A 20,792-nucleotide genomic window follows, 5' to 3' on the forward strand; every position below is an offset into this window, starting at 1 on the left:
GGTGGTCGACGTGAAAGCCTGAACCCGCGGTGCGATGCAGACCCGGCCGAGCGCCGTCATGTCGCTGCGGCAGATCGAGGCCGAGCCGCTTTCATGGCCCTGCGGAACCCGCTGAGGATCGGGATGCACGCGAGCGCAAGACCCGCCGCCATCCACAGCGCCGCGCCTCCTCCCACGCGGTCGTACAGCAAGCCGGCAAGGGTCGGCAGGATGGCGCATCCGAAGTAGTAGACGGTGAAGAAGATGCCCATTCCGGCGCTGCGGCTCTCGGGCCGCAGCACCTCGGCCGGCAGCGATACCAGGGCGGCCGCTGGAAGGCCGCCGAGGAGGCCGCCGAGCAAGACCCACAGCAGGGGTGCCGTACCCGTCGACAGCCCGAGCAACGCCACGCCCCAGCCCGCGAGGGCGACATGGCAGATCCGATCCGGATGGGCGGATCGCTTCAACAGCAGCCCTCCCGCCTGCACGCCGAGGACGAAGCCGACTGCGCTCACGGCCGAGAGGCTGGTGGCCCGCGCCAGCTCCATGCCCTTGTCGACGAAGAACGACGGCGTGAAGGACATCATGATCTGGAAGCTGGCGTTGTAGAGAAGCCAGGGCAGCGAGCCCAGCATCAGCCCCTGCCATTCGGTGCGGGTCAGCGTCCCCAGGCCCATCCCCGAGGCCTCTGCCGGCGCGGCGCCGTCGGGCGCTCGGTAGATCGCAGCCACCGCCGCAAAGCCGATCGCAGCGAAGACGGCGGTGGCGAACATTCCCCACGTCCATCCTTCGTTCTGGCCGAGCGGGCCGATGACCAGCAGCGCAGCACCGATGCCGAGGGGCCAGGAGTTGATCAAGACGGACATGGCGAGGAGGCGCTCCTTGCCATCGAACAGGTCCGCGACCATCTTCGTCACCAGCACGTTCAGCATGACGGCGCCGATGCCGCTCAGGCCGCGGGCAGCATTCGCTTCTGCAAACGATCGCGAGAACCCGAGCCAGATTCCCCCGACACCCATCAAAGCGAGCCCGACGAGCACCCACCTCTTGTCGCCGAACTTTCGACCGAGCAGCCCGCCGGGAAGGGCGATGACCGCGCCGGGAAGCAGGTACAGGCCGACCAGCCAGCCGAGCTGACCCTTGTCGAGGCCCAGGCTCCCCGCCATCAGCGGCGCGACCGCGGCGACAGCCTGGAACTGGAATCCCATGGCGGCCCGGGCCAGCGTCAGCGCGCCCAAAGACCACCAGCGGTTGCTCATTGGTACTGCATCCGATCCCGATACGAAAATATACCCACGGCCGGCGCCGCCCCCCCTGGTGATACTCCGCGGCCATGGCATTGGCTTCCGCACGCCGCGTCGACCCGGCCCTGCTCGTGATCCTGGCCGGCGTCGCCGCGGCGCTGCACATCGGCAAGGTGGGGCGCGCTGGCAGCCCTGTCGCTGGCCATGGCGATGTGGCTGCGGCACGCGGTCGCGCCGGACGCTATGTCCAGAGCGGCATCGCCGGCGTGGCAGCCGGCGTGCTCACGGCCGCGGTCGCCGCCGTCAACATGGCCGGCAACATCGGCTCGGGCCGGCTGCTGCAGCGAGGCGTCGCGCCATCGCGCCTGCTGACGATCGGCTTCGCGACGATGGGCCTGGCCGCCACCGCCGGCTTCGCCGGCAGCGGCGAGGCCGGGCTGACGCCGGCGCTGCGCTACGGAGCCGTGCTGATCTTCTCGGGCGTCGGCGGGCTGATTCCGGCGACCCTGTTCGCGCTGGCCGTGCGGCAGGCGCCGGGGGAAGGCGCGCTGGCGACGACGCTCGGCTGGGTCCTGCAGTGGTCGGCCCTCGGCCAGTTCGCCGGGCCGCCGCTGGTCGCCGCCGTGGCCAGCGCCGCGGGCGGCTGGCAGTGGACATGGGTCGCGACCGGTGCCTGCTCGGTCCTCGGGCTGCTGCTCGCGGCGGGACTCGGCCGCGTGTCCGGGCGCGGCGGCCCGGTCCATCGCTGAACGGGGTGCGCCCCGAACCGGCATATATTCGCCCGCATGGAGGCGCTGGTTTCGCCGGCGTCGCTCGACATCGCTCACCGACCAAGGCCCCCCATGAAACTCAAGCTCGTTGCCGCCACGTTCACGCTCCTCACCGCGCTCTGCGCTTCAGGCACGGCCCTGGCCCAGGACAAGGTGCTGAAGGTCGGCTCCACGCCCAGCGGCGTGCCCTTCACCTTCCTGGACACCAAGACCAACACGATCCAGGGGATCATGGTCGACCTGATGCGCGAGATCGGGGCCGATGCGGGCTTCAAGGTCGAGATCGAGGCGACGCCGTTCGCGGCGCTGATTCCCTCGCTGACGAGCAACAAGATCGACGTCATCGCCGCGGCGATGTACATCACGCCGACCCGCCAGGAGGTCATCGACTTCTCGAAGCCGATCTACACCTACGGCGAAGGCCTGGTGGTGCCGAAGAAGGACACGCGCGAGTACACCAGGCTCGAGGACATGAAGGGCTACACCGTGGGCGCCCAGAAGGGCACCGCCTATGTGGAGCCGCTGCAGAAGTCGGGCCTGTTCGCCGACGTGAAGATCTACGACAGCATCCCCGCGATCCTGGCCGACGTGAACAACGGGCGCATCCAGGCCGGCTTCGCCGACAAGCCCATCGTCAGCTACAACCTGCAGCAGGGCATGTTCCCGGAAGCGCGGCTCATCAAGGGCTACACGTCGACGATGACGGGCTCGGTGGGCATCGGCGTGCGCAAGACCGACGGCGAGCTTCTCAAGCGCATCAACACCTCGCTCGAGAAGCTCCAGAAGAACGGCACCGTCGACAAGATCCTCGCCAAGTGGGGCCAGTCCTGAGTCGATGAGACACGCGCGAGCCGGCGCGTCGGCTCGCGCTGCCTGAGCCGGCAAGAGCCATGTTCTGGAAGGACGCGAGTGCGTTCATGCCCATCCTCCTGGAGGGCCTGCGCCTGACGGTGGTGGTCACGCTCGGCTCGCTGCTGCTGTCGACCGTGCTCGGCCTGGTCTGGGCCCTGATGCGGGTCTCGAAGTTCCGGGCCCTGGTCTGGATCGCCAAGAGCGTGGTCAACGTCATCCGCGGCATCCCGATCCTGGTGCTGCTGTTCTACATCTACTTCGTGATGCCGGAGCTCGGCGTCACCCTGACCGCGGTGCAGGCCGGCATCATCGGGCTCGGCATCGCCTACTCGGCCTACCAGGCCGAGAACTTCCGCGCCGGCATCGAGGCCATCGACCACGGGCAGATCGAGGCCGCGCAATCGCTCGGCATGGGCTGGGCCATGATGATGCGGCGCGTCGTCCTGCCGCAGGCGGTGCGCATCGTGCTGCCGCCCTACGGCAACACGATGGTGATGATGCTGAAGGACTCGTCGCAGGCCTCGACGATCACCGTCGCGGAGCTGACGCTGAAGGGCCAGATGCTGGCCGCGTCGACCTTCAAGAACTCGACCGTGTTCACGCTCGTGGCGCTGCTCTACCTGGTGATGAGCGTGCCGCTGATCCTGCTGGTCGGCTGGCTCGAGCGCCGCACCAAGCAGCGTCGCTGAGCCGTGCCGATGATCCAGCTGGACGCCGTCCACAAGAGTTTCGGCCGCAACCACGTGCTGCGCGGCATCGACGCGCAGGTCGCGCGCGGCGAGGTCGTCTGCATCATCGGGCCCTCGGGCTCGGGCAAGTCGACGATCCTGCGCTGCATCAACGGCCTGGAGTCGTACGACGGCGGCGACATCCGCGTCGACGGCATCCGCGTCGACCGCGAAGGTCCCGGCATCAAGGCGATCCGGACCCGGGTCTCGATGGTGTTCCAGCGCTTCAACCTGTTCCCGCACCGGACGGCGATCGAGAACGTGATCGAAGGGCCGGTCTACGTCAAGGGCGAGCCGCGGGCCGAGGCGCTGGAGCGCGGCCATGCGCTGCTGGCCCGCGTCGGCCTCGCCGACAAGGCCGAGGCCCACCCGGCGCAGCTCTCGGGCGGGCAGATGCAGCGCGTCGCCATCGCCCGTGCCCTGGCGATGCAGCCCGAGGCCATCCTCTTCGACGAGCCGACCTCGTCGCTCGACCCGGAACTCGTCGGCGAGGTCCTGGGCGTGATGCGCACGCTGGCCGAAGAGGGCATGACGATGGCCGTCGTGACGCACGAGATGAGCTTCGCCCGCGAAGTCGCCGACCGCGTCCTGTTCATCGATGGCGGCGTGGTCGTCGAGCACGGGCCGCCGCAGGAGCTCCTGACCCAGCCGCGCCACGAGCGGACGCAGGACTTCCTGCGCCGCGTGCTGCACCCGCTCTGATCCGGATCCTGCGCAGGTCGATGGCCGAGCCCTTCCCACTGCAGCCCGCCCTCTGGGCGGCCACGGCCGCACCCGCCGTGCCGACGCCGCCGCTCGATGCGGCCGCGCGCACCGACGTCTGCGTCGTCGGTGCCGGCTACACCGGCCTGTCGACCGCGCTCCACCTGGCGGAGCAGGGCGTCGACGTCGTCGTGCTCGACGCCCACGAGCCCGGCTGGGGCGGCTCCGGCCGCAACGGCGGGCAGGTGATCCCGGGCTTGAAGTACGACCCGCAAGCGTTCCGCGCCATGTTCCCGCCCGACATCGCCGAGCCGCTGATCGCCTTCGCCGGTAGCACCGCCGACGCGGTGTTCGACCTGATCGACCGCCATCGCATGGACGTGCCGCGGGTGCGCCAGGGCTGGATCCAGGGCGCGCACACGCCGGCCGGCGTCGAGCTCGTCCGCCAGCGGGCGGCGCAGTGGGCGCAGTTCGGCGTCGAAGGCGCCCGCTTCCTCGACCGCGACGCCGTCGCGGCGCTGCTGGGCACCGACAAGTACCTCGGCGGCTGGCTCGACCCGCGCGGCGGCGCCATCCAGCCGCTGTCGTACGCGCGCGGCCTGGCGCGCGCCGCCATCGCCGCCGGCGCGCGCATCCACGGCGCCAGTGCCGTCGCCGCGATGCGGCGCAGCGGCCCGCGCTGGACCTTGACGACAGCGCAGGGCGCGACTGTCGACGCCGGCCGTGTCGTGCTGGCGACCAACGGCTACAGCGGCGACCTGTGGCCGGGGCTCAGCCGCTCGATCATCGCGCCCAACTCGTTCCAGGTCGCCACCGCGCCCCTGCCCGAAGCGGTGGCGCGGACCATCCTGCCGCAAGGGCACGTGTCGTCCGACACACGGCAGCTGCTGTTCTATTTCCGGCTCGACCACGAGCGGCGGCTGCTGATGGGCGGCCGCGGGCCGTTCTCGGAGCCGACGTCGGACGCCGACTGGAGCCATCTCGAGAAGGTCGTCAAGACCATGTTTCCGGCCGCTGCCGACGCCCCCATCGCCTACCGGTGGTGCGGCCGCGTGGCGCTGACGCGCGACTTCCTGCCGCACCTGCACGAGCCCGCCGAAGGCCTGCTGGTCGACATCGGCTGCATGGGGCGCGGCATCGGCCTGCAGACGGCGATGGGGCGGGCCATGGCTCGCTACCTCGTCAGCGGCGAGGCGAGCGCGTTGCCGCTGCCGGTCACCGGCATCCGCGGCCTGCCCCTGCACCGGCTGCGCCGCATCTACATCTCGGCGATCGTCGCCTGGTACCGGCTGCGCGGAGGCGGCCTGGCCTGAAGGCGCGAAGCGGCGCGATTCCTGAACGCGCGCGAAGCGGCGCGATGCGTGCCGCCCGGCCTCCCTACTCGAGCGTGACCTTCGCGTCGCGGACCACCTTGCTCCACTTCGCGACGTCCTTCTCGATGAGGGCGCGGAAGGACTCCGGCGAGGATCCGCCCGGCTCGGCGCCGAGCTTGGCCCAGGTGTCCTTCAGCTCGGGATCGGCGAAGGCCTTGACGACGGCGTCGTGGAGCTTCTGCACCACGGTCGCCGGCGTGCCCACCGGCACCCAGATGCCGTACCACGACGTGACCTCGAAGCCGGCGAGGCCGGACTCCATCGCGGTCGGCACGTCGGGGAACGCCGGCGAGCGCTTCGCCGAGGTGACGACGATGGGGCGAACCGTGCCGGCGCGGATCTGCCCGGCGGCGCTGCCCAGCGCCTCGAACACCCAGTCGATCTCGCCGGCGACGAGCGCCTGCGTCGCCGGCCCGGTGCCCTTGTAGGGCACGTGCGTGGCGCCGATCCCCGCCGCGGCGTTGAACAGCTCGCACGAAAGGTGGCGCGACGTGCCGTTGCCGGCGGAGCCGCAGTTGAGCTTGCCCGGATTGGCCTTGGCCCAGGTGATGAGCTCGGGCAAGGTCTTCGCCGGCACGCGGTTGGCGGCGACGAGCACGTCGGGGAAGATCGCCACCGTGGTGACGGGGACGAGGTCCTTCTGCAGGTCGTACGGCAGCGACTTGTATGCGGCCGCGGCCACGGCGCCGTGCACGGAGTACAGCAGCACCGTGTAGCCGTCGGCCGGCGCCTTCGCCGCCATGCCGGCGCCGATCGTGCCGCCGGCGCCGCCGCGGTTGTCGATCACGACCTGCTGGCCGAGGATCTGCGCCAGCTTGGCCGCCAGCGGCCGCGCCACGGTATCCGTGCCGCCGCCCGGCGGGAACGGCACGATCATGCGGACGGGCCTGGCAGGCCACTCCTGTGCCTGGACGGGCAGCACGGCGAGCAGGGCGATGGCGAGCAAGGCGCGGAACATGGTGGAGTCCTTTCGGGGTCGGACCCATTCTCGCCGGAGGTGGTGGCGTCGTCGACGAGGTCACGCCGGCTCCACGATCGGCCACCGTCGCGATGGCGTTCTGGCGTCGTTTGGCTCTTTTGGCGCCGGGTAAGATGGGCTGCAGCCTTGCGGTTCGTCGATCTCCGCGAACTCCAGGAAGTGCGGCGAACGAACAAGAGCGGGCGTGAATGCCGGACGACCAGCCACACGAGAGCGCCGGAGCGGACGGGGACCTGTTCCGGCTGCTCGTTTCCCACCTCACGGACTGCGCCATGTTCGTGACCGACCGTCACGGCCTGGTCAAAGGGTGGAACATCGGCGCCGAGCGCCTCTTCGGGTACGTCGAGAGCGAGATCATCGGCCGCTCCCTCGAGCGCTTCTTCACGCCCGAGGACGTGCAGGCCGGTGTGCCGGAGCGGGAGATGCGGGACGCGCTGCAAACGGGCGTCGGCCCCGACGACCGCTGGCACGTGCGCAAGGACGGCAGCCGCTTCTGGGGCAGCGGGCTGCTGACGCCGGTCCGGGACGCTGCGGGCGAGGTCTGCGGGTTTGCCAAGATCCTGCGCGACCGCACTGCGTGGAAGCTGCAGCAGGATGCCGCCGAAGACGCCCGCTGCCGCCAGGAAGCGAGGGCCAACGCCATCCTCGACACGGCGCTGGACTGCATCATCACCATCAATGCGTCGGGGCACGTCCTCGAGTTCAACCCCGCGGCCGAGCGCACCTTCGGCTATCGACGTGCAGATGTCCTCGGCCGCGAGCTGAGCACGCTGATCATTCCCGAGTCGCTCCGGGCCGCGCATCACCGGGGCCTTGCGCACTACCTGGCCACCGGCGAGGGGCCGGTGCTCGGCAAGCGCATCGAGCTGGCGGCGATGCGTGCCGACGGCACCGAGTTCCAGGTTGAGCTCGCGATCACGCGCATCGCGACGGACGGCTCGCCGATGTTCACGGCCTATCTCCGCGAGATCAGTGACCGGGTATGGGCCACGCGACTGCGCAACGCCCGATTCGCCGTCACCCAGCACCTGGCCCAGGCGGTGGCGATCGAGACCGCTGCCGCCGGTGTGCTGCGCTCGATCTGCGAGAACCTGCAGTGGGAGGTGGGTGCCTTTTGGGAGGTGGGGCCTGACGCCGAGGCCCTGACCTGCCTCACGACGTGGCACGAGGCGGGCACCCCCGGGGAGACATTCACGCGCGAGAGCTGCCGCCGCACGTTCCTCCGCGGCGAAGGGCTGCCGGGGCAGGTGTGGGCGACCGGCGAGTCGGCCTGGCTGCTCGATGTGCGTCGCGGCCCCAACTTCCCCCGGGCCGCATCGGCCGCAGCCGCGGGCCTGCATAGTGCATTCGCATTCCCGATCGTCATCGACGGTGTTACCCGCAGCGTGATCGAGTTCTTCACGCGAGAGTTCCGCGAGCCGGACGCCGTTCTCCTCGAGACGATGGCGACTGTGGCCGGGCAGGTGGGCCAGTTCCTCAAGCGGCTGCAGGCAGAGCAGACGCTGCGCGAAAGCGAGGGCCGCTTCCGGGCCCTGATGGAGCAGGCGCCGTTCAGCGTGCAGATCCTGTCGCCCGACGGAAACACGCTGAGCGTCAACCAGGCCTGGTCGAACCTGTGGGGGGTCTCGCTCGAGCAGCTGGCGGGGTACAACGTCCTGCAGGATCCGCAACTCGATGCCGCTGGCGTGACGCCGTACCTCCGCCGCGCCGTTGCCGGCGAGGCCGTGGCGATTCCGGAGGTCCGGTACGACCCGAACGAAACCGTTCCCGGCCTGACCCGGCACGCCGACCCCGTGCGCTGGGTGTCGGCCGTGGCGTACCCGCTCAAGGACAGCGGCGGGCGCGTGCGCGAGGTCGTGCTGGTGCACGACGACATCACCGCCCGCAAGTCGGCCGAGAGCGCGGTGCGCGAGAGCGAGGAGAAGCTACGCCTTCTCGCCGACACCATCCCGCAACTGGCATGGATGGCTGAACCCGACGGGCACATTTTTTGGTACAACCGCCGCTGGTACGACTACACCGGCACGACCCCCGAGGCCATGGAGGGCTGGGGCTGGCAGTCGGTGCACGATCCCGCGGTGCTGCCCGAGGTGCTGTCACGCTGGCAGGCGTCGATCAGCCGCGGCGATCCCTTCGACATGGTGTTCCCTCTCAGGGGGGCTGACGAGCAGTTCCGCCCTTTCCTGACCCGGGTCAACCCGCTCCGCGATGCGGCGGGCCGGATCATCTACTGGTTCGGCACCAACACCGACATCAGCGACATCAAGCGCATGGAACAGGCGCTCCGCGATGCCGACCGCCGCAAGGACGAGTTCCTGGCCACCCTGGCCCACGAACTGCGGAACCCGCTCGCCCCGATCCGCAACTCGCTGCGGATCCTGAAGATGCCGCGCGTCGATGCCGTGATGGTCGAGAAAACCCGCGCCATGATGGAGCGGCAGGTGGATCATCTGGTCCGCCTGGTCGACGACCTCATGGACGTCTCGCGCGTCGTGCGGGGCAAGATCGAGCTGCGCAAGGCGCCGGTCGAGGTGGCGACCATCCTGGCGCGTGCCGTGGAGATCGCCCAGCCGCTCATCGAGGCGCACGAGCACCGGCTGGACATCGACGTGGCAGACGAGTCGTTGCTCGTCGATGCCGATGCCGTCAGGCTCACCCAGGTAGTGAGCAACCTGTTGATCAACGCGGCCAAGTACACCGAGGCCGGCGGGCGGATTCACGTGTCGGCGCGACGGCATGACGCTGAGGTGGTGCTGCGGGTCCGGGACAACGGCATCGGCATCGCGCCGGAGGTGCTGCCGCAAGTCTTCGACCTGTTCGTGCAGGGCCAGGCCGCGGGCACCCGTTCCCCGAGCGGTCTCGGCGTGGGGCTGACCCTGGTCAGGAACCTGGTCGACATGCACGGTGGCACGGTCGAGGCGCGCAGCGCGGGTGTCGGAGCGGGCGCCGAGTTCATCCTCCGGCTGCCGCTCATCACGCGGGTCGGCGCGGGTCGGCAAGAGGTCGCGGCAACCGCGACCGTCCCGTTCACGAGCCATCGGATCCTGATCGTCGATGACAACACGGATGCCGCCGGCAGCCTCGCCGTGCTGATCCGGATGTACGGGCACGAGGTCCGGGTCGCCCACGACGGCATCTCCGCACTCGACACGTTGCGGGCCTACCGGCCCTCGCTGATCTTCCTCGACATCGGCATGCCGCAGATGGACGGCTACGAAGTGGCGCAGCGGCTGCGCGATTTGCCGGGCCTGGAGCACACCGTGCTCGCCGCGTTGACGGGTTGGGGCCAGGAGGAAGACCGCCGCCGCTCGAGGGCGGCTGGTTTCGACCTTCACCTGGTCAAGCCATTGGAGACCGACGTCCTCGAGGAGCTGCTGGCCGGACTCCAGCGACCCGGCCCGCGGGCCGACGGCTGAGCGCCGGCCCCGACGCAGACGGAAGGCGGCTCGACGAGCCGCCTGCCGCTGTCCCTGGCGCCGCCTTTCAAGCGGGCTCGACGATCGCCGCGTTCACCATCGCCCTCAGCTCCCGTCGCACCGGGTAGGTGCTGGACGGCATCAGCTGCGTCATGAAGACGACGCACACGTCCTCGACCGGGTCGACCCAGAACGCCGTCGACGCCATCCCGCCCCACGAGTACTCGCCGCGCGACGCCGCGACGCCGTAGCGGGCCGGGTCGGTGACCATCGCGAAGCCGAGGCCGAAGCCCATGCCCTGGTAGGCCGCCTCCGAGAACATGCCGGCCGGGGCGAGGTCGGCGATGTCCTTGCCGCCGGGCAGGTGGTTGGCGCGCATGAGGGCAAGCGTCTTCGGGCCGACGAGGCGCACGCCGCCGAGCTCGCCGCCGCGGCGCAGCATCTCGCAGAAGCGAAGGTAGTCGGCGGCGGTGCCGACGAGGCCGCCGCCGCCCGACGGCGCGCGCGGCGGCGCGGTGAAGTCGCCGAGCGCTCCGGGCTCGAGCCTGCCTTCGGCGGACCGCACGTAGCACTCGGCGAAGCGCGCGGCCTTCGCCTCGGGGACGTGGAAGTCGGTGTCGTGCATGCCGAGCGGCGCGAGGATGCGGGTGCGCACGAAGGCGTCGAAGGGCAGCCCCGAGGCGAGGCTCACGAGGTGGCCGACGACGTCGGTCGAGAGGCTGTAGTTCCACGACGCACCCGGCGAGAACTCGAGGGGCACGCCGGCCAGGCCGTCGACCAGCGCCTCCAGGCTCTCGGCCTGGAAGGCGTCGAGGCCCAGGCTGCGGTAGGCGGCGTCGACCCCGCTGCGGTTCTGGAAGCCGTAGGTCAGGCCGGACGTGTGGCGCATCAGGTCGAGCACGCGCATGGGTGTCTCGACCGGCGTCGTGACGAAGGCGCCCGGCATCCCGGCGCGGTAGACGGACTGCCCGCGCCATGACGGGATCCACCTGGCGACCGGATCGTCGAGCGAGATCCGACCTTCCTCGACGAGCATCATGAGGGCGATGCTCGTGACCGGCTTGGTCATCGAGTAGATGCGGAAGATCGTGTCTTCCTCGAGGCGCCGGTTCTTCGCGAGCGAGGCATGGCCCAGCACGCACCGGTGGACGATCTCGCCCTTCCTCGCCACGAGCAGCAGCGCGCCGGGCAGGAGCCCGGGCTCGACGTAGCGCTGGGAGAGGAAGCGGTCGATGCGGGCCAGGCGCTCGGCATCGAAGCCGAGCGCGGCGGGGCGGGCGTGGGGAAGGGGCGGGGTCATGGCGTGTCGACGGGGGCAGGGGCGGGTGGCGGAAACGTGAGTGTGGGTCATGCCCGCTTCGCCGAAACTGGGAAACCGCAGCAACGAGGAGAACGCCATGCACCTGGAAGGCTCGTGTCATTGCCGCAAGGTGAAGTTCGCCGTCGAGTCCGAGGAGCCGGTTCCGTTCATGCGTTGCTACTGCTCGATCTGCCGCAAGACGGCGGGCGCGGGGGGCTACGCGATCAACCTCGGTGCCGTCACGCGGACCATGAAGGTCACCGGCAAGCGGCACCTCCGCATCTACCGGGCTCGCCTTGCCGCCGAGGGCGGCACCGGCAGGCGCCTCAGCACGGCGCGGCGCTACTTCTGCGCGAACTGCGGCAGCGCGCTGTGGGCGTGGGACTCCCGGTGGCCGGAGCTCCTGCACCCGCACGCCAGCGCCATCGACACGCCGCTGCCCGCCGCACCCGACAACGTGCACTGCCTGGTCGGCTCCAGAGCGCCCTGGGTGACGATCGAGGGCCGCCTCGATGACCCGTGCTTCGAGGGCTACCCGGACGTCTCGCTGGCCGAGTGGCACCGGCGCAAGGGCCTCGGCTCTTCCGTGCCGGCCACGCCGCCAGGCTGAAGGCGCGCCCCCGCGGAGAGCGCGAGCTCAGGCGCCGCGGCGCAGGGCCAGCGCGACTCCGGCGAGCGTCAGGGTCAGCGCGACGAGCATCAGGGCCCAGCCGGTAGGGCTCACGTGCGTGACGGCCGGGCGCTCGAAGGCGCGGGGCCCACCCGGCCGACGATGGGCAGCTTGACGCCGCTCGGACTGACGCCGAAGTTCAGGCCGAGCACGTTGAGCTCGACGCCGTCGACGCGGCTCACGGCCAGGCCGAGCACGCCCCCGAGCGAGAGCTGGAGGCCGCTGCCGCTCGGCGCGGAACCGACGATGGAGCGGCCGAGGTAGTCCTTGCCGATGGCGGTGGCCGGAAGGTCGAGCTCGAGCTCCGGCACGGCGCGCGCGATCCAGGCGGTGAAGGTGTTCGAGTTGGGACCCGGCCAGGCCCGGTACTCGGCACCGTACGGATAGGCGCGCGCCGCCCGGTCGATGCGCTCGATCAGGGCGTCGACGCCCGGCCCGCGCCGGTCCGCATACAGCTCCGGTGCCGCGCCGAACCAGCGCCCGTCCGGCGGCCGGCTGTGCACGACGACGGCACTCGGCGACCAGCGCAGCCGCCAGCCCACGACCTCGTAGACCGTCCACTCGGCCGCGTCGGCCGGCTTCACGGCGACCCAGGTGTGGACGCCGAACAAGCCCTTGGCGCCCATCGTGCGGGCACCGTACACCTGGACCACCGCTTCCTTCACCTCGGCCGGCTCGGGGGCCAGGCCGACCGGCTCGCGGCTGGCGGTGCGCCAGTCCGAACGCGTGTTCGTGCACGAAGTGGCGGCCACGATGGCGCTCAGCACGAGCGCGTGGAGAACGAGTCGGGAAGGACGTTGCATGGTCTTCGTGCCGGCGACATGCCGCGCCGGGCGAGTGCGCCGCACGATCGTACGTGCTCAATGGACGGTGCGCGGCGTCCCTGCGACGGCCGCCTCGGCGATCTTCTCGCTCGCCTCGCGTCTTTCGTCGGCGTCCGCGGCAGGCTCGGGTTGCACCTGCGCCGACTCGGGCTCATGGCTCAGGTGGATGTACACCGGAAAGTGGTCCGAGCCGATGTAGCGCATCCGGCAGAACTCGACCAGCCGGAAATCGTTGGAATGGAAGAAGTGGTCGAGCGGAAAGCGGATCAGGGCGTGCTTGGCGTTGAAGGTGTTGAAGAAGCCGCGGCCCATGCGCGGATCGAGCAGGCCGCTGATGTCGCGGAACAGCCGGCTCGTGTGCGACCAGGCCACGTCGTTCATGTCGCCCATCACGATCACGGGACCGGGATCCTCCCGCACGGCACGCCCCACCATCAGCAGCTCGGCGTCACGCGGCACCGAGCTGTCGCTCTCGGTCGGGGAGGGCGGTCGCGGATGCAGGCAGTGCAGCTTGATCAGGCGACCGGAGGGCAGGCGCAGGCCGGTGTGGATCGACGGCACGTCGTCCTGCACGAGGTGGGAGACACGCGGCTCGGACAGCTCCAGGCGCGAGAAGAGCAGCATCCCGTAGGTGTTGTCCTGCGGCCGCAGCACGGTGAACGGATGCGTCCGCGACAGCTCGGACAGCTGCTCCGACCACCAGCGGTCGGCTTCGAGCGCGAGGACGACATCGGGATCCGCGTCGCGCACGACGGCCAGCAGGGCCGCCGCATCGCGGTTGCTCTGCAGGACGTTGGCGAACAGCAGCCGGACGCTGTTGTCGGGGTCGGGCTTGTCGCTGCCCTGCACCTGCGTGCGTCCCAGGCGCGTGTAGGGCAGCATGTTCAGCACCTGCATCGCCAGGCAGACGATCAGCGCCAGCCGGAGCGCCTGGCCCCACGCGCCTGCGTCGACCGTCAGCGCGTGGATCAGCAGCACCAGCAGCATCGCCGCCGCGATCTGCGCGCGCGGGAAGTCGAAGATCCGGACCCACCAGCTCTGGCGGCGTGTCAGTGGAAGCAGCGTTGCCGCGACAAAAACCCAGCCGACACCGACAAGCCAAGGTTCCAAGGCCGCTTCTCACGATGGATGTGGCTCTGGAGAGCAAATGGCGTGCCCCTGACGCGCCGGCTCACAGGCGGATCGCCCTCAGGGCCTGGAGAAAGACGCGCACCCGGGTCGGCACCAGTCGCGCGCCGGGGTAGACCGCGAGCACCGGCTGCGCCGGCGGGCGCAGGGACTTCAGCACTTCCACGATCTCGCCGCCCGCGAGCTCGCGCTGCAGGAAGTAGGCGGGCAGCTGCGCCAGGCCCAGCCCCAGGCCGACGGCGGCGACCAGGCCCTCGCCGTCGTTGATGCGGATGCGCGTTCGCGGACGCAGCTCCAGGTCCTTGCCGCCCTGGCGGAAGTGCCAGGGGCGGTCGCGGCCGCTGCTCGGCATGCGGAACACCAGCGCCTCGTGCGAGGCGAGGTCCCCCAGGTGACGCGGCGTGCCGTGCTGCTCGAGGTAGCCGCGGCTTGCGACCAGCACGAGCGACTGGCTGGCGACGCGCTGCGCGACCAGCGTAGAGTCCTTCGGCGGCCCGACGCGCAGGGCGACGTCGATGCCTTCCTTCACCAGATCCGCGTAGGCGTCGTGCAGCCGCACGTCCAGCTCCAGACCGGGGAACTGCTGCGCCGCCGCGGCGAAGCCCCGCCGTCACACCCATGCCGGGCGTGGCCCCCGCCACCCTCGCCGGCGAGGCGGAGGGTCTGCGCAGCCTCAGCGTCTGACGACAGTCGATGGCACCCGGCGCGTGCACGCCGCCGCACTCGCATCCCTGCGAGGAGATCGTGCTCTGCGATGCAGGCTCCGGAGAGGTGCACATCGGCGGCGAGGTGCATGCCTTCGCTGCCGGGCAGACCGTCGTGCTGCCGGCAGGCGTGCAGCACCAGATCTTCGACACCGGTCAGGAGCCGCTCGTGAGCACCGCGGTGTTCGCGGCGACGTCGGTGCCGGTGACGCTGCCGGACGGGCAGGCGCTGGCGTTGCCCTGGCGGAGCTAGTGGGGCCTGAGCGGCATGTCCCGAAGCGCCTGCGCCAGCTCGGCAACCTGCCAGACGGCGATGCGGTGCTCGGCGGCGAACTGCCGGGCCGTGTCGGTCAGAGCACCGAGGCCGATGTACAGGGCATCGGCCGCGTCGCCGGCGTCGCGTGCGGCCTGCAGCGCCTGCAGCGCCCCGAGCCCGGTCTGCGCCGACTTCCAGCGGCGGGCACAGACCAGCATGTGCCGGCCCTGCCGCTCGAGCACGAAATCGACGGCGGCGGATCCGCCCGGCTGCACGGCATAGCCGTCGCGCCGGAAGCACTGCTCGAGCACGGCGGCGAAGGCAGGCCAGGCCATGCCGGCCACCGCCTGCTGCGTCTCGGCCACGCGGGCGGCACTGGGCTCGCGCCATTGGCGCCGTGCCGCCAGGGCGGCGATCACCACGAAGGGAAAGCCGGAGAGGGCGCCGACGACGCGGAACTGCTCGGGCAGCAGGGCCATGCTAGCCAGCCCGATGGCGACCGCGATCACGGCGCTGATCCACCAGGGGGAACGGAGCAGAACCGCGAACAGCGAGTTCTTTGCCATCTGCAGTTTCAAGCGGGGCTCCGGTCGCGGCCGAAGGGCCGAGCAAGGATCGATCCTAGCCGTCGCTTCCGGCCGACCACTTCGGCAGGCGGAAGTCGGTGGCCAGCGCCGCCACCCTGAGCCCGGTGGCGGTGGCCGCGCCGGCCAGGAGCGCCCAGCCGTCGGGCGCTTCGACCGCCCGCGCGCCGACCAGGACCCAGCCACCGGCGAAGGCGCACAGGGCGTACGGCCGGTGGTCGCGGAAGGCGGTCGGGATCTCGTTGCAGACGACGTCGCGCAGGACGCCGCCGAACGTGGCGGTGACCACGCCCATGAGGACGGCGACGATGGCGGGCAGGTCCTGCGCCAGCGCCAGCTGCGTGCCGCCGGCGCTGAAGAGCCCCAGCCCCAGCGCATCGGGCCACTGCATCGCCCGTGCCGTCGGCGCGACGTGGCGCGAGCGCAGCAGCAGCATGGCCGCCGTGCACAGCGCCAGCAGCAGCCACAGCCAGACGGAGTGCTCGACCCAGAAGAAGGGGCGCCGGTCGAGCAGCACGTCGCGCAGGGTGCCGCCCCCGAAGGCGGCCAGGCCTGCCACGACGCAGACGCCGACGGCATCCAGCCGCTTCCTCGCCGCCTCGAGCAGCCCGGACAGTGCGAAGGCGATCGTCGCCAGCACCTCGACGACGGTCGAGAGCAGGGTGAACAGCGGCTGTTCGGGCATGATGGCCTTCGGCAGGGCGGCAGGGCGGACGGAGTATCTGTCCGGCGCCGGCGTCTGGAACGTCGATTGCCCGGGACCCCCGCGCATCCACCGAAGAACACGGGAGGCCGCCTTGGTCCGTCTTGAGGTCGAGCTGTCACTGGCCTACGAGATCCGGGATCGGCGCGGCGCGGACTTCGTCTTCAACATCCACGCGGCGAAGACGCCGCAGCAGACGGTCGAGAACGAGCGCCTCGACCTGAGCCAGCCGGTCGTTCCGGAGATCGCCACCGATCCGACGACGTCGACCCGCCTCATGCGCCTGCATGCCGCCCAGGGGCCGCTGCAGCTGACTTACGCCGCGACCGTGACCATCGCGCACCATGTCGCGCAGCCCGACACGCTGGCCGAAGTGCCGATCGGCAGCCTGCCGCTCGACGTGGTCCCGTACCTCTACCCGAGCCGCTACTGCCAGTCGGACCGGCTCCTGAAGCTGGCCTTCGACGAGTTCGGCTCGCTGTGGCCGGGCTATAGCCGCGTGCTGGCGATCCAGCACTGGGTGCAGAAGCACGTCACCTTCGCGTCGAACACGTCCGACTCGTCGACGTCGGCCGTCGACACGCTGATCGAGCGCGTCGGCGTGTGCCGCGACTTCACGCATCTCATGCTTGCGCTCTGTCGCGCCGTGAGCATCCCGGCACGGATCGCCACCGGCACCGACTACGGAGCCGCCGAAAGCCTCGGGCCGCCGGACTTCCACGCCTACGTCGAGGCCTACCTTGACCACCGCTGGTACCTGTTCGACGCGTCCGGCACCGGCATCCCGATGGGCTTCCTGCGCTTCGGCACCGGCCGCGACGCCGCCGACGTCGCCTTCGCGACGATGTTCGGCGACGTGCTGGCGATGGCGCCGATCGTCAGCGTGCGCGCGCTCGAGGGCAGCGGCCTCGAGATACCGCGGCACCGCAGCGAGGGGCTGTCAACCGCGGCGGGGCGGGCGCCTGCGGCGTCGGCATCGAGCGCCGATGCAGCGGATTCCCGGGGCGACACCCCGCGCGGTCACCTCGTCACGCAGTTGCCCGACTAGCCGCAGCGCGCGACGGCGTCTAGTCGGCCCTCTGATAGCGCTCGATCTGGCAGTCGTAGCCACCGGGTTCCCGGGCGCAGGCAGAAGAGGCGCTGTTCTGCGGCTGTGACAGCGCGGAGCAGCCGGCCAAGGCCCACAGAACCAATACGGCGGATGCAAGCGCCTTGACCATTGGTAACTCTCCTCCTGCGGCTTGTGGATTCTGACGACCGCCGATAGCCCTGAAGGCGGCGCGGCCGTGCGCGGCAACCGTTGGTCACGAAACCAGGTGTCTTCCACCTCAAGTTTTCGCGCCACCTCTCGACCCCTCGCGGCCTGCGCCCTATCGCACGGAGCGCCGCACCTCGCCACCAGCCGGCGAGGCGAAGCCGACCGGTGGCTGCAGGCCGCGCCGGGTGCGCCGATAGAGTGACTCGCATGTCCCGTCGAACCACGCTCGCACCCTGCCGAACGGCTGCGGCAATGCCCCACCCGCGGCAGAGCCGAGTCGCGGCGCGCGTGCACGGATTCACGCTGATCGAGCTGGTCATCGTCGTGTCGATCATCGCGATCCTGGCGGCCGTCGCCTATCCCGCCTACCAGGACCAGATCCGCAAGTCGCGGCGGGCCGAGGCGCAGTCGTTCCTCCTCGCCGTGGCCGCCCGGCAGCAGCAGTTCCTGCTCGACACGCGCGCCTACGCCGCCACCATCGCCGGCGTCGGCGTGCCGGTACCGGCGCACGTCGGCAGCCACTACACGCTGACGCTGGCGGTCACCGCCGGGCCGCCGCCGACCTACACCGTGCGCGCCACGCCCGTCGCCGCGCAGGCGCACGAAGCCTGCGGCACCCTCGGGGTCGACCAGACCGGCGCCAAGACGGCGGCCAACGCAGGCTGCTGGTGATGCACGGCGCCACCTTCACCCGGCAGCACGCGGCGGCGAACGGCTTCACGCTGGTCGAGCTGGTCGTCACCGTGGCACTCCTGGCGATGATCCTCGGGCTCGCGGCACCGTCGATGCGATCCTTCGTCGTGGGCCAGCGCATCCGCGCCCTCTCGTACGACCTGACCAGCGACCTGCTGCTCGCGCGCAGCGAGGCACTCAAGCGCAACGCGGCGGTGGTTGTCGCCCGTGACGCCGACGAGTGGCATGCGGGCTGGACCACCGCGGCCGGCGCCACCCAGCTCAGCAAGCGCAACGGCGCCGGGGGCAACGTCGCCTTCGCCGGTGCCCCGGCCGCCATCACCTTCGACGTCAACGGTCGCGTCTCCTCGCCGACGGCGCAGGTCCGCATCACCGTCAGCTCGACGGCGGCCGACGCGAACAGCCGCCGCTGCGTCGAGCTCGACCTGTCCGGCCGGGCCAGGTCGGTACCCGGAGCCTGCACATGAATGCATCCATCCGCCGTCGGCGCGGCGCCCCGGGCGCGCAGCGCGGCGCCCTGCTGATCGAGGTGCTGGTGTCGATCGTCGTCTGCGCTTTCGGCCTGCTCGGCTTCGTCGCCGTGCAGGCGCGCGCGGTGGCCTCCGAGTTCGAGGCGCACCAGCGGACGCAGGCGCTGACCCTGGTCGACGACATGGTGAGCCGCATCAACGCCAACCGGTTCGCGGCCGGGACGTACGTCGTCGACGGCCTGATCGGCGAAGGCGCGATCCAGGACTGCACCGGCCTCGCCGGCGCGGCACTCGACGTGTGTCAATGGGGCAACCTGATCCGCGGTGCGCGCGAGGACCGCGCCGGCAGCGCCGTCGGCGCGATGCTCGGTGCACGCGGCTGCATCACGCGCCCGGCGACCAGCAGCGACCGCTACGTGGTCGCCATCGCCTGGCAGGGGATCGTCGCCACCGGCGCGCCGCCGAGCCCGTGCGGGCAGGGCGACGCGGCGTTCGCGGCCGAGCCGCTGCGGCGCACGGTCTCGTACACCGTCTGCATCGGCCTGCTCAGGGACCCGGCGGTCCCGCCGGCCCTGGCGCGCTGCTGAGCCATGCCGATGCGACCGCGCCCGTGTCCCCCGCGTCGGCCCCGGCAGGCGGGCTTCTCGCTCGTCGAGCTGATGATCGGCCTGACGCTGGGGCTCATCATTACCTCGGCACTGCTGGTCATGTTCGCCAATGCCTCGACGACGGGGCAGAACCTGCGCCGCAGCGGCGTGCAGCTGGACAACGGCCGCTACGCCGCCGAGCTGCTGCGCGACGACATCCGCCTGGCCGGCTTCTACGGCGAGATCGCCACGGCGGCGGCGCTGACCAGCGATCCCGATCCCTGCAGCCTCGCGCCGGCTGCCTTCGTCGCCGTGCCGCCGACGCTGCCGGCGCCGGTGCACGGCTACACGGGCGCGGAGCTGCTGCCGTGCCTGGCCAACCGCCAGCCCGGCAGTGCGGCGATCGCGATCCGACGCCTCGACATCGACGCCGTCCTTCCCGGCACCATCGCGCCGGGGTCGCAGCTGTTCGTCCAGTACTCCTTCTGCGAGAGCGACACGCTGGCGCCTCCGCTCAAGTTCCACCACGACCCGGCCGACTTCACCCTGAACGACCGGACCTGCGCCGCCGTGAACCGCGTCCGGGCCTACGTCTCGAGGGTCTACTTCGTGGCCTCGTGCAACCGCTGCAGCGACGCCACCGACCGCACGCCGACGCTGAAGCGGGTCGAGCTCCTGAACGGCCAGCTGGTTGAGACGGCGCTGGTCGAGGGCATCGAGGACATGCGCTTCGAGTACGGCTTCGATGTCGACGGCAACGGCACGCCCGACACCTACCTGACGCAGCCCGACGTCGCCGGCCCGACGTCCGACTGGGCCAACGTGATGGCGGTCCGCTTCCACTTCGTCAGCCGCTCGCTGGACAAGGCGACCGCCGGCCCGGCCCTGGGTGCCTCGCAGAGCTTCGACTTCGGCGGCGCCGGCGTGATCGTCGCGGCCGACGACGGCTACGTCCGGCGCGCGCACGGCAACACCATCCGCCTGGTCAATCCCAGCGGAACCCGGGAACTGCCATGACGCGCCGCATCCGGTCCTTCACCCGCCGCAGCAGCCAGCGCGGCGCCACGCTCATCGTCGCCCTCGTGATGCTGCTGGCGATGGCCCTGCTTGCGGTCTGGGCCTACAACGGCAGCACGACCAACCTGCGCATCGTCGGCAACACGCAGACGCGGCAGGAGGCCTTCGCTGCGGCGCAGGCGGCGATCGAGTGGACGATCAGCTCGTCGCTGTTCGTGCAGGACCCGGTCGCGGTGGCGGCGAGCCCAATCCCGATCGACGTTCACGGCAACGGCCACGCCGCCTACGCGGCCCGGCTAGATCCGGCGCCCTCGTGCTACCGGGTCCGCCCGGTCGCCTCCGGCGAGCTCAATCCGACCACCGCCAGCGACCTGCCCTGCATGCTGTCGCAGGCGCCGAACGGCATCGAGAGCGCGGTGCCCGGCCCGGCGGCGGGCGCGTCGCTGTGCTCCGACATGGAATGGAACGTCCGAGCCGTCGTGAACGACGCGACCAGCGGAACGAGCGTCGCCGCCAACCAGGGCGTGGCCGTGCGCGGCTTCGTCACCGATGCGG

At 71.0% G+C, this 20,792-nt stretch carries 21 protein-coding genes and 1 pseudogene; 14 read left to right on the forward strand and 8 right to left on the reverse strand.

Annotated elements, in window-relative coordinates; genetic code table 11:
- Positions 1 to 56: 56 nt before the first annotated feature.
- Positions 57 to 1,238: an MFS transporter gene (locus AC30N0_RS03305; RefSeq protein WP_489516510.1), complete on the reverse strand. Its 1,182-nt coding sequence runs from the start codon at positions 1,236 to 1,238 to the stop codon at positions 57 to 59.
- Between the two features lie 74 nt (positions 1,239 to 1,312).
- Here AC30N0_RS03305 and AC30N0_RS03310 point away from each other — a divergent pair, with 74 nt between their 5' ends.
- The 5 genes from AC30N0_RS03310 to AC30N0_RS03330 all read left to right on the forward strand — a co-directional run bounded on the left by AC30N0_RS03310 (position 1,313) and on the right by AC30N0_RS03330 (position 5,588).
- Entirely contained in the window at positions 1,313 to 1,972 is a 660-nt protein-coding gene (locus AC30N0_RS03310) for a hypothetical protein (RefSeq protein WP_489516511.1), read from the forward strand.
- 93 nt (positions 1,973 to 2,065) lie between these two features.
- A complete protein-coding gene (locus AC30N0_RS03315) occupies positions 2,066 to 2,824 on the forward strand; it encodes an ABC transporter substrate-binding protein (protein WP_489516512.1) in 759 nt (252 codons plus the stop codon).
- Positions 2,825 to 2,883: 59 nt separating this feature from the next.
- Positions 2,884 to 3,534, forward strand: a complete 651-nt coding sequence (locus AC30N0_RS03320) for an amino acid ABC transporter permease (protein ID WP_489516513.1) — start codon at positions 2,884 to 2,886, stop codon at positions 3,532 to 3,534.
- 9 nt (positions 3,535 to 3,543) lie between these two features.
- The gene (locus AC30N0_RS03325) at positions 3,544 to 4,275 is read left to right on the forward strand and encodes an amino acid ABC transporter ATP-binding protein (RefSeq protein WP_489516514.1); all 732 of its coding nucleotides are present in this window, start codon (positions 3,544 to 3,546) and stop codon (positions 4,273 to 4,275) included.
- 20 nt (positions 4,276 to 4,295) lie between these two features.
- Positions 4,296 to 5,588, forward strand: coding sequence for an NAD(P)/FAD-dependent oxidoreductase (locus tag AC30N0_RS03330; protein ID WP_489516515.1), 1,293 nt, complete (start codon positions 4,296 to 4,298; stop codon positions 5,586 to 5,588).
- A 64-nt stretch (positions 5,589 to 5,652) separates the two neighbouring features.
- Here AC30N0_RS03330 and AC30N0_RS03335 read toward each other — a convergent pair whose 3' ends face one another.
- A complete protein-coding gene (locus tag AC30N0_RS03335) occupies positions 5,653 to 6,606 on the reverse strand; it encodes a Bug family tripartite tricarboxylate transporter substrate binding protein (RefSeq protein WP_489516516.1) in 954 nt (317 codons plus the stop codon).
- A 209-nt stretch (positions 6,607 to 6,815) separates the two neighbouring features.
- On the opposite strand from AC30N0_RS03335, the gene AC30N0_RS03340 reads away from it, so the two are divergent.
- Entirely contained in the window at positions 6,816 to 10,043 is a 3,228-nt protein-coding gene (locus tag AC30N0_RS03340) for a PAS domain S-box protein (RefSeq protein WP_489516517.1), read from the forward strand.
- A gap of 67 nt (positions 10,044 to 10,110) precedes the next feature.
- On the opposite strand, the gene AC30N0_RS03345 is transcribed toward AC30N0_RS03340, so the two are convergent.
- Complete coding sequence (locus AC30N0_RS03345) at positions 10,111 to 11,343, reverse strand: serine hydrolase domain-containing protein (RefSeq protein WP_489516518.1); 1,233 nt, start codon at positions 11,341 to 11,343, stop codon at positions 10,111 to 10,113.
- A gap of 97 nt (positions 11,344 to 11,440) precedes the next feature.
- Here AC30N0_RS03345 and AC30N0_RS03350 point away from each other — a divergent pair, with 97 nt between their 5' ends.
- Positions 11,441 to 11,953, forward strand: coding sequence for a GFA family protein (locus AC30N0_RS03350; protein ID WP_489516519.1), 513 nt, complete (start codon positions 11,441 to 11,443; stop codon positions 11,951 to 11,953).
- Positions 11,954 to 12,063: 110 nt separating this feature from the next.
- Here AC30N0_RS03350 and AC30N0_RS03355 read toward each other — a convergent pair whose 3' ends face one another.
- The 3 genes and pseudogenes from AC30N0_RS03355 to AC30N0_RS03365 all read right to left on the reverse strand — a co-directional run.
- Positions 12,064 to 12,816, reverse strand: a complete 753-nt coding sequence (locus tag AC30N0_RS03355) for a DUF3750 domain-containing protein (protein WP_489516520.1) — start codon at positions 12,814 to 12,816, stop codon at positions 12,064 to 12,066.
- A gap of 57 nt (positions 12,817 to 12,873) precedes the next feature.
- A complete protein-coding gene (locus AC30N0_RS03360) occupies positions 12,874 to 13,947 on the reverse strand; it encodes an endonuclease/exonuclease/phosphatase family protein (protein WP_489516521.1) in 1,074 nt (357 codons plus the stop codon).
- Positions 13,948 to 14,008: 61 nt separating this feature from the next.
- A pseudogene (locus AC30N0_RS03365) lies at positions 14,009 to 14,548 on the reverse strand (substrate binding domain-containing protein); the annotation flags it as partial.
- A 110-nt stretch (positions 14,549 to 14,658) separates the two neighbouring features.
- On the opposite strand from AC30N0_RS03365, the gene AC30N0_RS03370 reads away from it, so the two are divergent.
- Entirely contained in the window at positions 14,659 to 14,922 is a 264-nt protein-coding gene (locus AC30N0_RS03370) for a cupin domain-containing protein (protein WP_489516522.1), read from the forward strand.
- Here the strand turns inward: AC30N0_RS03370 and AC30N0_RS03375 are convergent.
- The gene (locus AC30N0_RS03375) at positions 14,919 to 15,503 is read right to left on the reverse strand and encodes a restriction endonuclease (RefSeq protein WP_489516523.1); all 585 of its coding nucleotides are present in this window, start codon (positions 15,501 to 15,503) and stop codon (positions 14,919 to 14,921) included. The two genes, AC30N0_RS03370 and AC30N0_RS03375, sit on opposite strands and share 4 nt — an antisense overlap.
- 43 nt (positions 15,504 to 15,546) lie before the next feature.
- Entirely contained in the window at positions 15,547 to 16,194 is a 648-nt protein-coding gene (locus tag AC30N0_RS03380) for a trimeric intracellular cation channel family protein (RefSeq protein WP_489516524.1), read from the reverse strand.
- Positions 16,195 to 16,306: 112 nt separating this feature from the next.
- Here AC30N0_RS03380 and AC30N0_RS03385 point away from each other — a divergent pair, with 112 nt between their 5' ends.
- From AC30N0_RS03385 to AC30N0_RS03410, 6 genes are all read left to right on the forward strand, one after another.
- Positions 16,307 to 17,260: a transglutaminase-like domain-containing protein gene (locus AC30N0_RS03385; protein ID WP_489516525.1), complete on the forward strand. Its 954-nt coding sequence runs from the start codon at positions 16,307 to 16,309 to the stop codon at positions 17,258 to 17,260.
- Positions 17,261 to 17,758: 498 nt separating this feature from the next.
- Positions 17,759 to 18,142, forward strand: a complete 384-nt coding sequence (locus AC30N0_RS03390; RefSeq protein ID WP_489516526.1) for a type IV pilin protein — start codon at positions 17,759 to 17,761, stop codon at positions 18,140 to 18,142.
- Positions 18,142 to 18,630 (forward strand): GspH/FimT family pseudopilin, encoded by a 489-nt coding sequence (locus tag AC30N0_RS03395; RefSeq protein ID WP_489516527.1) that lies wholly within the window; start codon positions 18,142 to 18,144, stop codon positions 18,628 to 18,630. Before AC30N0_RS03390 ends, AC30N0_RS03395 begins: the two co-directional genes overlap by 1 nt.
- Positions 18,627 to 19,220 carry a type IV pilus modification protein PilV gene (gene pilV / locus AC30N0_RS03400; RefSeq protein ID WP_489516528.1) on the forward strand — a complete coding sequence of 198 codons (594 nt, stop codon included), beginning with the start codon at positions 18,627 to 18,629 and terminating at the stop codon, positions 19,218 to 19,220. The genes AC30N0_RS03395 and pilV overlap by 4 nt, the downstream gene beginning before the upstream one ends.
- Before the next feature lie 3 nt (positions 19,221 to 19,223).
- The gene (locus AC30N0_RS03405; RefSeq protein ID WP_489516529.1) at positions 19,224 to 20,237 is read left to right on the forward strand and encodes a PilW family protein; all 1,014 of its coding nucleotides are present in this window, start codon (positions 19,224 to 19,226) and stop codon (positions 20,235 to 20,237) included.
- Positions 20,234 to 20,792 (forward strand): PilX N-terminal domain-containing pilus assembly protein (locus AC30N0_RS03410; protein ID WP_489516530.1); only part of this gene is annotated, 559 nt, incomplete at its 3' end. The genes AC30N0_RS03405 and AC30N0_RS03410, both read left to right, overlap by 4 nt.

This window comes from Rhizobacter sp., from assembly GCF_031412495.1.
Lineage (GTDB): Bacteria > Pseudomonadota > Gammaproteobacteria > Burkholderiales > Burkholderiaceae_C > Schlegelella_A.